Here is a 14,102-nt window from a genome sequence, read left to right on the forward strand (position 1 = left end):
CTCCGCCATGATGCCGGTGATGCCGGCGATGTCGGCCTTGTCTGCCGGTCTGCCGAGCCCCTCGTCAGGTGTCTGGCACATCGGCCCCGTCCCGATACGGGCATACGCACTGTGCATCCTTACCGGAGTCTTCGTAGCCGTGTGGTGGTCGGACCGCCGTTACCGGGCTAAGGGAGGCCTGCCTGAGGTCGTCCTCGACATTGCTATCGTGGCGGTTCCGGCAGGCATCGTCGGGGCCCGCCTCTACCACGTCCTGTCCTCACCCGACGACTACTTCGGTCCGAACGGTGACCTGGCCCTGGTACCGCAGGTGTGGCTGGGTGGCCTGGGCATCTGGGGCGGCATTGCGGGCGGTGTGCTGGCCGGTGTGCTTCTGTTGCGTCACCGTGGTCTGCGTGTCGCTCCACTGGCCGACGCCGTCGCCCCGGCGCTGCTGGTAGCGCAGGCCATCGGCCGGCTGGGAAACTGGTTCAATCAGGAGCTCTACGGTGCCCCGACGACGCTGCCCTGGGGACTGCAGATCGATGATGCCCATCTGCCGCCGGGTTCCGCCTACCCGCCCGGCACCCTGTTCCACCCGACCTTCCTTTACGAGGCTCTTTGGAACCTTGCTGGAGCCGCCGTGCTGGTGTGGATCGGACGAAGGATGCTTGCGCGCCGCGGGGTCACCGGAGGCAGGCTGCTGTGGGCCTACCTCATGGTCTACACCGCCGGCCGGGTGTGGATCGAGATGCTGCGCATTGACGAGGCTGAGACGATTCTCGGCCTGCGCCTGAACGTGTGGACCTCCATCGTCATCTTCCTCGTCGGAGCCGTCGGGCTCGCCATCACCTCCAGGCGGACGCTCAGTGACGCCATCGAGAGACCCGGGCGAGGTGCGCAGAAGGGCGACTCGGGACAAGAGCCGTCTGAGAAGGACTCAGAAGGCTCCGCCGAGGACGACTCACCCGCCGAGGGCGGTGCTGCGGCGTCGGCCGTCCACAACGAGGTGGACGCATAGCGTCTCCTCAGACCTCCGGCATGCCACTCGGGCGGTAGGAATGCGGGTGAGGATCGTCGCAACCTGAGGAGTGCTGGGATTCGTCCTCGTGCGCAGGGCCCGGTGTACCGTATCCTGGCTTCATGCGTAGAGCCAAGATCGTATGTACCCTCGGACCCGCCACCGATTCTCCCGAGCAGGTGCAAGCGCTCGTGGACGCCGGCATGAACGTCGCGCGCATCAACCGTTCCCACGGCCGCGCTGAGGACCAGGAAGAGGTCATCGCCCGCATTCGGCAGGCGGCAGCCGCCTCCGGGCGCGCCGTCGCCGTGCTGGTCGACCTCCAGGGTCCCAAGATCCGTCTGGGCCGCTTCGTCGATGACCAGAAGGTCATGCTCAACAAGGGCGACGAGTTCACGATCACGATCGACGACGTGCTGGGGACCGTCAAGCGCGCCTCCACCACCTTCAAGGGGCTGCCCGGGGACTGCCGCCCCGGCGATCGGCTCCTCATCGACGACGGCAACGTTGCGGTGCGCGTTGTGGCAGTCACGGACACCGACGTCGTCACCAAGGTCGAGGTGCCCGGGTACGTATCCAACAACAAGGGCATCAACCTTCCCGGAGTTGCGGTCTCCGTCCCCGCCCTCAGCGAGAAGGACCGCGAGGACCTGCGCTGGGCGCTCAAGATCGGGGCGGATCTCATCGCCCTGTCCTTCGTGCGCGACGCCGATGACATCAAGGACGTCCACGAGATCATGGACGAGGTCGGCGTACGCATCCCGGTCATCGCCAAGATCGAGAAGCCCCAGGCGGTGGAGAACCTCTTCGACATCGTCTCCACCTTCGACGGCATCATGGTGGCCCGCGGTGACCTCGGCGTGGAGATGCCGCTCGAGGCCGTGCCGCTGGTGCAGAAGCGCGCCATCGAGCTGGCTCGTCGGCAGGCGAAGCCGGTCATCGTGGCCACTCAGGTGTTGGAGTCCATGATCCAGAACCCGCGCCCCACCCGCGCCGAGGCGTCGGACTGCGCCAACGCGATCCTCGACGGCGCCGATGCCGTCATGCTCTCCGGAGAGACCTCTGTGGGCGCCTACCCCATCGAGGCCGTGCGCACCATGGCCAGCATCATCGAGAACGTCGAGGAGAACGGTGGCGAGCGCATCCCCGGTCTGGGCTCCTACCCGCAGACACGCGGCGGGGCTCTGACCCGTGCCGCCGCGGAGATGGGGGAGCACCTGGACGTGACCTACCTGGTGACCTTCACCCAGTCCGGTGACACGGCCCGGCGTCTGTCGCGTCTGCGCTCCCCGCTGCCGCTGCTGGCCTTCACCCCGCTGCATGAGACGCGCAACCAGCTGGCGGTTTCCTGGGGCGTGCAGTCCTACGAGGTTCCCGAGGTTCAGCACACCGACGAGATGGTCGCCCAGGTCGACGAGATCCTCCAGGACAAGCACCTGGCCCAGCCGGGGGACACCGTCGTCATCGTGGCCGGTATGCCTCCGGGGACTCCTGGCTCCACCAACTCGATCCGTGTCCACACCGTCGGTGAGACGGGCGACTACAAGGTCTGAGCGTCGCCGCTGAACCGCCGAGGGGCCTCCCACCAACAGGTGGGAGGCCCCTCGGCCGTGAGTACCTCCGGTGGGACTCGAACCCACAACACTCCGATTTTGAGTCGGATGCCTCTGCCAATTGGGCTACGGAGGCACGCCGCCCGCTCTGCGGGGGCGCCATCAGCGAGATCATACTAGGATCACAGCCGTGAGCAATGAGTCCAGCACCACCAGGTCCCGCCGGGTGCTCGTCGCCGAGGACGAGACCCTCATCCGCCTCGACATCGTCGAGACCCTCACCGACGCCGGGTATGAGATCGTCGCTGAGGCCGCAGATGGTGAGGAGGCTGTCCGTCTGGCTGACGAGCACGCCCCTGATCTGTGCGTTCTCGATGTCAAGATGCCGGTGATGGACGGCATTACGGCTGCGGAGCGGATTCTCGAGAAGCACAACTGCGCCGTCGTCATGCTGACGGCCTTCTCCCAGACCGAGCTCGTGGAGCGAGCCAGCGCAGCTGGTGCCATGGCCTACGTCGTCAAGCCCTTCACCCCGGCGGATCTCATCCCGGCACTCGAGATCGCCATGTCCCGGCATGAGGAGATCCTCTCCCTGGAAAGTGAGATCTCTGACCTCACTGAGCGCTTCGAGACCCGCAAGCGCGTCGACCGCGCCAAGGGACTGCTCATGGAGCGCATGGGGCTGAGTGAGCCGGAGGCATTCCGGTGGCTGCAGAAGACCTCCATGAACCGGCGCCTGACCATGCGCGAGGTGGCCGACGCCGTCATCGAGCAGGTCGGTGCCGCCAAGAAGGACTGACTTCCTCCGACCTGCCATCGTTGTCTGTCGTTGTCTGTCAGGTGAACAGGCTGCGAAGCGTCCCGACCGCTATCGTCCGATCATCCTCATCGGTCACCGTTACCTGGTAGACCACGGTACGACGTCCGCGGTGCAAGGGGATGGCGGTGGCCCTCACCCAGCCCTGGGTCACGGACCGTAGATGGCTGACCGACAGTTCTGCTCCCACCGGGATCGCGTCGTCGGACGCTGCCGCGCGCGCCGCTACGGACGCGGCCGTCTCGATGAGCGCAGCAGTGGCTCCGCCGTGAAGGATCCCCACGACCTGACGAGAGCCCTCCACCGGCATCCGGACCTCGGTCTTGTCCGCATCTCGGGTAACGACCTCCATCCCAAGCGTGTCCATGAGGGTGCCCTCCTCACTGTCCTCCAGCACTGCGTGCAGCGCGCTGGAGGCGGAGACGGCTGAGCCGGCGGGTCGAGGATCGGGATAGGGGCGCCGGGCCGGGTCCGGGAAGGCCACGGCTGCGGTGCTTGCCCCGGAGTAGGAGGCGGCGGTGACACGGCCAACGGGGCCCAGTGGGCCCACGATCGCAGGCGAGTCGGAGGACTCTGCGGACTCGACCGACTCGACTGAGGCAGACTCGCCGGACCTGCTGAGCTGTGCCGCCCCGGTGGGGTCAAGAGGCGTGGAAGACACGGAAGAAGCGGGGGAGACGGGGAAAGCCGGGGAGTCGATGGACTCTCCGCCGGTGGCGGGGGAGAGGGGCGCGTCGGACTGTTGAGGGCTCATGGGCCTAGGCTGGCACGGTGAGCACCACCGCGACCAGCCCTGCGACGAGCCCAACACCTCAGAACCCCTCCGACCCGGTTCCCGGACGTCTTCTCCTCATCGACGGCCACTCCATGGCCTTTCGCGCGTTCTACGCGCTGCCGGTAGACAACTTCACGACCTCGACCGGCCAGTCCACCAACGCCGTCCACGGCTTCGTGTCCATGTTCCTCTCGCTGCTGGAGAACGAGAGGCCTACGCACGTGGCGGTCGCCTTCGACCTGCCGGGAGGCACCTTCCGCACCGAGCAGTACGCAGAGTACAAGGGAACTCGCGACGAGACCCCGCAGCCCTTCCTCGGCCAGATCGAGCTCATCCAGGAGGTCCTGGAAGCCATGGGCGTCAAGGCGCTCACCGCTCCGGGCTACGAGGCGGACGACGTTCTGGCCACCTTGGCTGCCTCCGCCCAGACGGAAGGGATGGAGGTGCTCATCTGCTCCGGGGACCGCGACTCCTTCCAGACCGTCACCGAGCGGTGCACGGTGCTCTACCCGGTCAAAGGCGTGTCCACCCTGCGCCGTATGACGCCGGAAGAGGTCGAGGAGCGCTATGGGGTGACGCCCGAGCGCTACCCGCACCTCGCCGCCCTCGTGGGGGAGCCCAGCGACAACCTCCCCGGGGTCCCGGGCGTGGGCCCCAAGACCGCCGCCAAATGGATCAATCTCTATGACGGGCTCGACGGCGTCATCGCTCACGCCGGCCAGATCAAGGGTAAGGCCGGGCAGTCTCTGCGAGACCACCTCGACGACGTCATGCGCAACCGTCGACTCAACCACCTGCTCACCGACCTGGACCTGGGAGTCGCTCCCGGAAAAGACCTGCGCATCACGGGTGCCGACCGTGCCGACCTGGCTCGCGTCTTCGAGGTCCTGGAGTTCCGTACCCTGCACCAGCGAGCCCTGCGCACCCTGACCTTCTCCGACGCCGACCACGCTGAGACCGCAGAAGGAGAGGATTCCGGCCCCCTGGGAGCGTTGAAGAGCCTGGAGACAGTGTCACTGGGTCGGGATCTTCCGGTTGGGGGGCTGTCTCAGTGGCTGGAGGCCAACCTGCCGGCAGCCGGGGGCGGCGCTCCCCGCCTCCTTGGGGTTGATGTCGTGGGGAGCCTCAAACCCGTTGAGGGCGACGCCGAGGTCGTCTCGCTCTCCGACGGCACCCACGCGGTCGCCATCGACCTCGCCACGATCCTGCCCGAGGACGAGGCCGCTCTGGCCGCCCTCCTGGCCGACGTCGATCGCCCCAAGCTGGTCGCCGACGCCAAGGGGAGCTGGCACGCCCTGACCGCTCGCGGACTCACGCTGGACGGCGTCGTCGCCGATCCGTCACTGGCCGGCTACCTGTGCCGGCCCGAGCAGCGCAGCTACGACGTCGACACCCTCGCCCAGCGCTGGCTCGGCATCGACCTGGCAGCCATCGCTGAGGGGGAGTCGGACGCGGGTGACGGCCAGCGCGAGTCTCAGAGCGCCGTCGACCTGGAGGCCCTCGCATCTGACGCAGTGCCCATGGCGCACCTGGCCAGCGCGCGCCGAGCCGCCGTCCTGCTTCCTGTTCAGTCCGTGCTCGACGCGCAGATGGCGGCCCGGGACGCCGTGGGGCTCTTCACCGACCTGGAGATGCCCGTGGCTGCGACCCTCACCGTCATGGAGGACGCGGGTATCGCTGTCGACGATGCGGTGCTCGCAGCCCGTGAGACCGAGCTTGACGGCCGCGTGACTCATGCGGCCGAGGGCGCCTACGCGGCTGCCGGGCGCGAGCTCAACCTCTCCAGCCCCAAGCAGCTCCAGGCCGTTCTGTTCGACGAGCTGAAGATGCCCAAGACCCGGAGGACGAAGACCGGCTACACCACTGATGCCGAGGCTCTGGCCGGGCTGTATGCCAAGACCTCGCACCCCTTCCTGGAGAACCTCCTCGAGCACCGTGACGCCATCAAGCTGAGGCAGACGGTCGAGGGGCTGCGCAAGGCGATCCAGGCCGACGGGCGCATCCACACCACCTTCCAGCAGACGATCGCCGCCACGGGACGCCTGTCATCGACCGATCCCAACCTGCAGAACATCCCGGCCCGTAGCGAGGAGGGGATGCGCATCCGCGAGGCCTTCACCGTCGGCAAGGGGTACGAGTGCCTCATGACCGCCGACTACTCGCAGATCGAGATGCGCATCATGGCGCACCTGTCAGGGGACCACGCCCTGATCGAGGCTTTCCGCAGCGGGGAGGACCTTCACCGCTACGTCGCCGCCCTCGTCCACGGCATCAAGGTCGCCGACGTCACCGCTCAGCAGCGCAGCCACGTCAAGGCCATGAGCTACGGGCTCGCCTACGGCCTGTCCACCTTCGGGCTGGCCCGCCAGCTCGGCATCGACAATGCCGGGGCCGCCGACCTGAGGAACGCCTACTTCGCCAGGTTCGGTCGGGTTCACGACTACCTGGAGTCCGTGGTGGAGCAGGCGCGTCGCGACGGCTACACCCAGACGATGTTCGGCCGCCGCCGCTACCTTCCGGACCTCACCAGCGACAACCGGCAGCGCCGTGAGATGGCCGAGCGGGCCGCCCTCAACGCGCCCATCCAGGGCAGCGCCGCCGACATCGTCAAGAAGGCCATGATCGACGTCGACCGGGCGCTGAGCGAGCAGGGGCTCACCAGCCGCATCCTCCTGCAGATCCACGACGAGCTCCTGGTGGAGGTCGCGCCTGGGGAGACCGAGTCGGTCGAGGCCCTCCTCAAGGAGCAGATGGGAGGGGCGGCCGAGCTCTCCGTCCCTCTGGACGTCGCCGTCGGACGGGGACGGACCTGGCGTGAGGCCGCCCACTAGAACCCTCTCGACGATGTGGAATCCGCCCCTGAAAAACCCGTTGATATGTGAATGAGATCGTCACGTCATCCATCCGAGACCCAGTTGTCAGATGACGTGAGCGATTGCACGTGCCTACGGGAGAATGTTTGAGGATCGTCTAGTTACGGATTCGTCACGTGCTGCTAAGGTTCACTCGTGCGCTTCTGGGCGTCTCCTATGAGAGTAATCCAACCAGGGTGATGAATTGGTCCGGGCCGGTTCGCCGTCTCTGGGGAGCGCGCGGTCTCTATCAACCCGATCCACCTATCCGCATTCGGAGCATCCACTCAATGACAACCACTACGCCCAGCCCCGCCCCGGTCGCCGTCAACGACATCGGTTCGACCGAGGAGATCCTCGCCGCCGTTGACGAGACCATCAAGTACTTCGATGACGGCGATATCGTCGAGGGCACTGTTGTCAAGGTCGACCGTGATGAGGTCCTCCTTGATATCGGCTACAAGACCGAAGGCGTCATCCTCGCTCGCGAGCTGTCCATCAAGCACGACGTCGACCCCGATGAGATCGTCTCCGTCGGCGACGAGATCGAGGCCCTGGTCCTGCAGAAGGAGGACAAGGAAGGCCGTCTGCTTCTGAGCAAGAAGCGTGCGCAGTACGAGCGCGCCTGGGGCACTATCGAGCGCATCAAGGAGGAGGACGGCGTCGTCACCGGCTCCGTCATCGAGGTTGTCAAGGGTGGTCTTATCCTGGACATCGGTCTGCGCGGCTTCCTTCCCGCCTCCCTGGTGGAGATGCGTCGCGTGCGCGACCTTCAGCCCTACGTGGGCCGCGAGCTCGAGGCGAAGATCATCGAGCTGGACAAGAACCGCAACAACGTGGTCCTCTCCCGCCGCGCCTGGCTCGAGCAGACCCAGTCGGAGGTCCGCACCAACTTCCTCCAGACCCTGCAGAAGGGTCAGGTCCGCTCCGGTGTCGTCTCCTCCATCGTCAACTTCGGTGCCTTCGTGGACCTGGGCGGTGTCGACGGCCTCGTCCACGTCTCCGAACTGTCCTGGAAGCACATCGACCACCCCTCCGAGGTCGTCGAGGTCGGCAACGAGGTCACGGTCGAGGTCCTGGACGTCGACTTCGATCGCGAGCGCGTCTCCCTGTCGCTCAAGGCGACCCAGGAGGACCCGTGGCAGGCCTTCGCCCGCACCCACGCCATCGGCCAGGTCGTTCCCGGCAAGGTCACCAAGCTGGTCCCCTTCGGCGCCTTCGTCCGCGTCGAGGACGGCATCGAGGGCCTGGTCCACATCTCCGAGCTGGCCCAGCGCCACGTCGAGGTGCCCGAGCAGGTGGCCAAGGTCGGTGACGAGGTCTTCGTCAAGGTTATCGACATCGACCTGGAGCGTCGTCGTATCTCCCTGTCGCTGAAGCAGGCCAACGAGGGCGTCGACCCAGCCTCCGAGGACTTCGACCCCAGCCTCTACGGCATGGCGGCCGAGTACGACGAGCAGGGCAACTACAAGTATCCCGAGGGCTTCGACCCGGAGACCAACGAGTGGCTCGAGGGCTACGACGCCCAGCGCGAGGCCTGGGAGGCCGAGTACGCAGCGGCTCACGCCCGCTGGGAGGCTCACAAGGCCCAGGTCGCCAAGGCGATGGAGGAGGAGCAGGAGTCGGGCACGCCGGCCCCCGCTGGCAACACCTCCTACTCCTCAGCCCCCTCGGAGGCCTCCGGCACGTTGGCTTCCGACGAGGCCCTGGCCGCCCTGCGCGAGAAGCTCACCGGCAACTGAGGAACATCTCGTCACTGATCAAGACTGATGACTGACGCCCTTGGAGGGCCTCTACCTGCGGTGCAGGCAGAGGCCCTCCAACGCTGGTGCCTTCTACCCATCGCCCGGAGAAGGCCACCGTGCGAGGCTGGGTTTGGTGCGAACGCACCGTGCCGTTCCCACAACGGGACGATCCGTATATGACGACCGATGGAGACAAGATGAGCTGTTGGGACGACATTGTCCGTGCTCTCGAGGATGTCGACCCCGTCTGTCCCAGTCGTGCCAGTGTGGCGGCTCTGCGCAAAACGATCGTGACGGACGGTGCCGACAAGCCCGACCCGGATGAGTCTCCCGATCAGGCGGCGCAGGCTCTGGCCACTGTTGACAGGGCCTGGCTGGTCCAGCTCGGCCAGGACCCCGACACCAGCAGGGAGACGCTCGAGCAGGCGATCTCCTTCTGCCAGCGCCTCAGGGTCGCTCACGGTTACTCCACCCTCCCGCTGCGCTACGCGCGGGTAGAGCTCTCCGCTGCCCTCGGGCAGCGCGACGAGGCCCTCGAACAGCTTCGCGAGGCGAGGCTGTTCTCCTTCGGCGAGGCCGATACTGGCGCAGTACTGGCCACCGCGCGCATGCACGATGACTACTCCGGTGTCATCAGCACGACGACAGCAGCGCCGAACCGTACAGAGGCCGATCCGGTGGAGACGGCGCAGGGACTGGGAGCGGTGCTGATCCCTTACCTGGCCCACAAACGACTCGTCGAGGCCGAGGACGTGTTCGCCTCCCTGAGCCAGCTCCATCTGCCGGACGTTGTTGCGCTCCAGTCCTTCGGAGACAGGCTCGAGTACCTCGGTCTGTCCTCCCAGTGGCAGCGGGCCATCGCACTCATGCGACACACCCGCGTCAGGGGCGTACCGGAGGCCTCCGCCTGGAGGCTGATGAACACCGCCGTCGGGCTGGCGCTCGTCATGCGGGAGGCCAACAGGGCCGACTACGGCAAGCACGCCCTGGGCACCTCGGTGAGCTGGAAGACCCCCTGGGGGAACCTGGAGCTGACCGCGTGGGACACGGTCGCCCACGCCTACGACCTCATGACCAGCTTCGCACGCGGCATCGCCGTCCGTTTCGACACCCGTAACGGCAACAACGGGGTCTCGTACCGGATTGAGATGAGGATGGCAGCCGAGGCCGCGGGTCTGGCCAGCCGCTCCTACGGCACGGTGACGAGCGCAGTTCCGGCTGACCGCTCCCGCTTGCGTCATCAGGGCGCCCTGCTCAAGGACGTGCGTGAGCTGCTCACCCTGTCTCGCGGCTACGGCATGGAGTCGGTGCGTGATCGGGCCATGTCGACGGCGGAGACCGTGAGTGCCTCGCTGTCCGAGGTCGTTGACGACTCGGCCCTGGAGGTGGTCGTTGATCTCCGCCTGGCCTTTGGTCGACTCCTGGCCGCGCTGGGGGCCAACGAGCGTGCGGAGAAGGAGCACCTCGATACGGCGGAGCTGAGTCTGAGCCAGGGGTGGACGGAGACCGCTTGCGCCGCACTGGCTCTGGCGTCGCATGCCGCCCAGGCGCGCGGAGACACCGCCGCCAGCCAGAGGGCCTGGCAGCAGTGCCGCGACGCGATGGTGACCTGGCCGATGAACCGGCCGGGAGAACGCTGCGGGATACTCGTCGACGCCGTCGGTGATCCCCTCATCGCCGTGCAGGTCCTCTCCGCGCTTGCGGAGGTCCTGGTTGAGGGGGTCGAGGAGGACAACTCTCGAGCGCCGATCATCCGAGAGATCATCTCTCGGGCCTCGGCCCAGGTCTCCCGCTGCGTGCGGCCCCCGCGCAAGGCGGCCGAGGCCTTGGCCCGAGTCGAGGAGCGCATTGCGCCCTATGGGCGGGGTCGAGGAGGAAGAAGACGTCCAGGCTCGACGACGACGATCAGGACCAGTGACCAGGACGCCTCGGAGCGGGCCTGAGCCCTCGGGTGGCCTCTGCCGGCGTAGATGGCGAGTTGGCGCTGGCCTGGGTCAGGTAGGTCACGGCATGATGGGGCCATGAGCCACGTACGTGTTGTCCAGGCCCCTCCCCGTCCCGTGGATCGCGCCCTGCGCGTGGGGCTGACGGGGGGCATCGGTGCCGGCAAGTCGACCGTGGCCGCGTTGCTCGAGGCGCACGGTGCGGTGGTGACCAGCGCTGATGAGATCTCTCGCGACGTCGTCAGTCCCGGCAGCGACGGTCTCGCCGCTGTGGTGGCGGAGTTCGGGGACGAAGTTCTCACCCCCGCCGGCACGCTCGACCGTCGGGCCCTGGGGAATCTGGTCTTCGCCGACGACCTGAGCCGTGCGCGCCTGGAGGAGATCCTTCTGCCCCTCATCGCGGCCGAGGCCTGGGCCCGGATGGAGGCGGTTCCGGCCGGACGGGTGGCGGTCTACGACGTCCCTCTGCTCGTCGAGGGCCAGATGCAGGACCTGTTCGACCTCGTCGTCGTCGTTGAGGCGGACCTCGAGCTGCGCCTGGAACGACTCGCTGAGCGCGGCATGGAGCGTGAGAAGGCACTGGCACGTATCGCATCACAGGCGACCGACGATGAGCGCCGGGCCGTGGCCGACATCGTTCTGTCCAACTCCGGCTCGATCGATCAGCTGAGTGCTGATGTCGACAGGCTCTGGAGCACCCGGATCATGGGGTCGGGAACCAACGTCTGACAAAGAGGGAGACGTCCCCATCTGCGTGTGTCGCGCAGATGCCTATAGTGGGACGAGGAGCGGCAGCGCCGCAGCCGCCGGCTTTCTGGAGGAAAAGCCGTCCGTCCTGGGGCTGAGCGAGCGTGAGGCGGCCGAGTGAGTGGGGGCGGAACCGAAAGGTGGAGCCCATGGGTGCGCTCAGCCGGGTCAGCTGCTGCGTCGGGAGGTTGTGCGGGCCGGACCGAGGGCGCCGACGATGGTGGCGGAGACGGCGACGATGAAAGCCATGAAAGCTCCTTGGGCTCAGAGGATGAAGACAGGGTGCAGGGGCTGGACCCCGATGAGGGTGGAGCGGGACGACTTGGCGTCCCGCGGGGACCACCGTAATAGGTGAGTTCGATCAGAAGGTTCCTCCCTGGATACAAAAACGTATCTGTGTGGTGACGGTCGGATCGCAGGACGATGAACGAGACGGCTGTGCGATCGGAGATGGCAATGGTGCTGGAACGACCGCGTAGCCTGGGGGCATGCGTCCCGTTACCGAGCTCCAGCGCGCAGTCAAGCCTTTCGAGGTCATCAGTCCCTACTCGCCCAGCGGTGACCAGCCCACGGCGATCGCCGAGCTGGCCGAGCGCCTCCGGGCGGGGGAGAAGGACATCGTCCTGCTGGGTGCCACCGGCACCGGAAAGTCGGCGACGGCCGCCTGGCTCGTCGAGCAGGTCCAGCGCCCCACCCTCATCCTGGAGCCGAACAAGACGCTGGCCGCGCAGATGGCGGCGGAGTTCCGCGAACTGCTCCCGAACAACGCGGTGGAGTACTTCGTCTCCTACTACGACTACTACCAGCCCGAGGCCTACGTCCCTCAGACGGACACCTTCATCGAGAAGGACTCATCCATCAACGACGAGGTCGAGCGCCTGCGCCACAGCGCCACCAATTCCCTGCTCACGCGCCGCGACGTGGTCGTCGTCTCCTCCGTGTCCTGCATCTACGGACTGGGTACCCCCCAGGAGTACGTGGACCGGATGACGAGCCTTGAGGTGGGTCAGCAGATCGACCGGGACGATCTTCTGCGGCGCTTCGTCTCCATGCAGTACACCCGCAACGACATCGACTTCACCCGTGGCACCTTCCGCGTGCGCGGTGACACGGTGGAGATCATCCCGATGTACGAGGAGCTCGCCATCCGCATCGAGTTCTTCGGAGACGAGATCGAGGCCCTGGCCACCCTCCACCCCGTGACCGGAGACGTTATCGACACCGCCGAGCAGGTCTTCGTCTTCCCCGCCTCCCACTACGTGGCAGGCCCCGAGCGCATGCAGAAAGCCATTGAGGGTATTGAGGCCGAGCTCGCCGAGCGCCTGGGCCAGCTCGAGCACGACGGCAGGCTCCTGGAGGCCCAGCGCCTGCGCATGCGCACCACCTACGACCTGGAGATGCTCCAGCAGATCGGCATGTGCTCGGGGATCGAGAACTACTCGCTGCACATCGACGGACGTGAGGTCGGCACCCCGCCCAACACCCTCCTGGACTACTTCCCTGAGGACTTCCTCCTGGTCATCGACGAGTCCCACGTGACAGTCCCTCAGATCGGGGCCATGCACGAGGGGGACGCCTCTCGCAAACGCACCCTCGTCGACCACGGGTTCCGTCTGCCCTCCGCCCTGGACAACCGGCCCCTGACCTTCGCCGAGTTCGAGGACCGCATCGGCCAGACCGTGTACCTGTCGGCCACCCCCGGCGATTATGAGACCCAGCGCTCCGACGGGGTCGTCGAGCAGATCATTCGGCCCACCGGCCTGGTGGACCCCAAGGTGGTCGTCAAGCCCACCGAGGGGCAGATCGACGACCTGCTCGAGGAGGTGCGCACCCGCGTCGAGCGCCAGGAGCGGATCCTCGTAACCACCCTGACCAAGCGCATGGCCGAGGACCTGACCACCTACCTGGCCGAGCGGGGCGTGCGCGTGGAGTACCTCCACTCCGACGTCGACACCCTGCGGCGCGTCGAGCTCCTGCGCGAACTGCGGCTGGGACGCTTCGACGTGCTCGTCGGAATCAATCTGCTGCGCGAGGGGCTGGATCTGCCGGAGGTCTCGCTGGTGTCGATTCTGGACGCGGACAAGGAGGGATTCCTGCGCTCGACCCGCTCGCTCATCCAGACCATTGGACGGGCCGCCCGCAATGTCTCCGGCGAGGTTCACATGTACGCCGACACCATCACCCCGGCCATGGCCGAGGCCATCGAGGAGACCGAACGGCGCCGCACCAAGCAGCTCGCCTACAACACGGAGCACGGTATCGATCCCCAGCCGCTGCGCAAGAAGATCGCCGACGTCACTGACATGCTCGCCCGTGAGGACGTCGACACCGCCGACCTCCTGGCCGGTGGCTACCGGGGGCACGAGGACTCCGCGGTACGGGCGCGGCGTAAGCACGCGGCCGAGGCAACGGTGCGTGAGAAGCTCTCCGGAGCGGCGCAGGGCGACCTCGTCGAACTCATCAACGAGCTCACCCAGCAGATGCACGCCGCCGCCGAGGACCTTCACTTCGAGCTGGCCGCCCGTCTGCGCGACGAGGTCCAGGACCTCAAGAAGGAGCTGCGCGCCATGCGCGCCGCTCAATGAGAAAACGTTGCGGAATCGACCGATTCTCCTGTTTCAGGTCTTTAGTCCTAAGAAGGGGGGCGGGAGGGCCTGCGGTTCTTTGGGG

The 14,102-nt window shown here is 66.9% G+C and carries 9 protein-coding genes and 1 tRNA gene; 8 read left to right on the plus strand and 2 right to left on the minus strand.

Annotation, left to right across the window (positions count from 1 at the left end; translation table 11 throughout):
• Positions 1–19: 19 nt before the first annotated feature.
• Positions 20–1,000, plus strand: a complete 981-nt coding sequence (gene lgt / locus BQ8008_RS04250) for a prolipoprotein diacylglyceryl transferase (protein ID WP_108832940.1) — start codon at positions 20–22, stop codon at positions 998–1,000.
• A gap of 122 nt (positions 1,001–1,122) precedes the next feature.
• Positions 1,123–2,553, plus strand: a complete 1,431-nt coding sequence (pyk, locus tag BQ8008_RS04255; protein WP_108832941.1) for a pyruvate kinase — start codon at positions 1,123–1,125, stop codon at positions 2,551–2,553.
• A 62-nt stretch (positions 2,554–2,615) separates the two neighbouring features.
• Here the strand turns inward: pyk and BQ8008_RS04260 are convergent.
• Positions 2,616–2,689 (minus strand) — tRNA-Leu (locus BQ8008_RS04260).
• Positions 2,690–2,743: 54 nt separating this feature from the next.
• On the opposite strand from BQ8008_RS04260, the gene BQ8008_RS04265 reads away from it, so the two are divergent.
• A complete protein-coding gene (locus BQ8008_RS04265) occupies positions 2,744–3,352 on the plus strand; it encodes an ANTAR domain-containing response regulator (RefSeq protein ID WP_108832942.1) in 609 nt (202 codons plus the stop codon).
• 37 nt (positions 3,353–3,389) lie between these two features.
• On the opposite strand, the gene BQ8008_RS04270 is transcribed toward BQ8008_RS04265, so the two are convergent.
• Positions 3,390–3,911, minus strand: a complete 522-nt coding sequence (locus tag BQ8008_RS04270; RefSeq protein ID WP_108834657.1) for a PaaI family thioesterase — start codon at positions 3,909–3,911, stop codon at positions 3,390–3,392.
• A 230-nt stretch (positions 3,912–4,141) separates the two neighbouring features.
• Here BQ8008_RS04270 and polA point away from each other — a divergent pair, with 230 nt between their 5' ends.
• The 5 genes from polA (at position 4,142) to uvrB (ending at position 14,017) form a co-directional block, all read left to right on the plus strand.
• Complete coding sequence (gene polA, locus BQ8008_RS04275; protein ID WP_199907933.1) at positions 4,142–6,976, plus strand: DNA polymerase I; 2,835 nt, start codon at positions 4,142–4,144, stop codon at positions 6,974–6,976.
• A 311-nt stretch (positions 6,977–7,287) separates the two neighbouring features.
• Positions 7,288–8,739 (plus strand): 30S ribosomal protein S1, encoded by a 1,452-nt coding sequence (rpsA, locus tag BQ8008_RS04280; protein ID WP_108832943.1) that lies wholly within the window; start codon positions 7,288–7,290, stop codon positions 8,737–8,739.
• Between the two features lie 200 nt (positions 8,740–8,939).
• Positions 8,940–10,685, plus strand: a complete 1,746-nt coding sequence (locus BQ8008_RS04285) for a hypothetical protein (protein WP_108832944.1) — start codon at positions 8,940–8,942, stop codon at positions 10,683–10,685.
• Positions 10,686–10,820: 135 nt separating this feature from the next.
• A complete protein-coding gene (gene coaE, locus BQ8008_RS04290) occupies positions 10,821–11,414 on the plus strand; it encodes a dephospho-CoA kinase (RefSeq protein WP_108834661.1) in 594 nt (197 codons plus the stop codon).
• 506 nt (positions 11,415–11,920) lie between these two features.
• Complete coding sequence (gene uvrB, locus BQ8008_RS04295) at positions 11,921–14,017, plus strand: excinuclease ABC subunit UvrB (protein ID WP_108832945.1); 2,097 nt, start codon at positions 11,921–11,923, stop codon at positions 14,015–14,017.
• Positions 14,018–14,102 lie beyond the last annotated feature (85 nt).

Source organism: Actinomyces sp. Marseille-P3109 (assembly GCF_900323545.1).
In the GTDB taxonomy this organism is placed as follows: Bacteria; Actinomycetota; Actinomycetes; order Actinomycetales; family Actinomycetaceae; genus Actinomyces.

Excerpts from the sequence above, each read along its gene's own strand:
- pyk (WP_108832941.1), top strand. The coding sequence starts at position 1,123 with ATGCGTAGAGCCAAGATCGTATGTACCCTCGGACCCGCCACCGATTCT.
- uvrB (WP_108832945.1), top strand. The coding sequence starts at position 11,921 with ATGCGTCCCGTTACCGAGCTCCAGCGCGCAGTCAAGCCTTTCGAGGTC.
- lgt (WP_108832940.1), top strand. The coding sequence starts at position 20 with ATGCCGGCGATGTCGGCCTTGTCTGCCGGTCTGCCGAGCCCCTCGTCA.
- rpsA (WP_108832943.1), top strand. The coding sequence starts at position 7,288 with ATGACAACCACTACGCCCAGCCCCGCCCCGGTCGCCGTCAACGACATC.
- BQ8008_RS04285 (WP_108832944.1), top strand. The coding sequence starts at position 8,940 with ATGAGCTGTTGGGACGACATTGTCCGTGCTCTCGAGGATGTCGACCCC.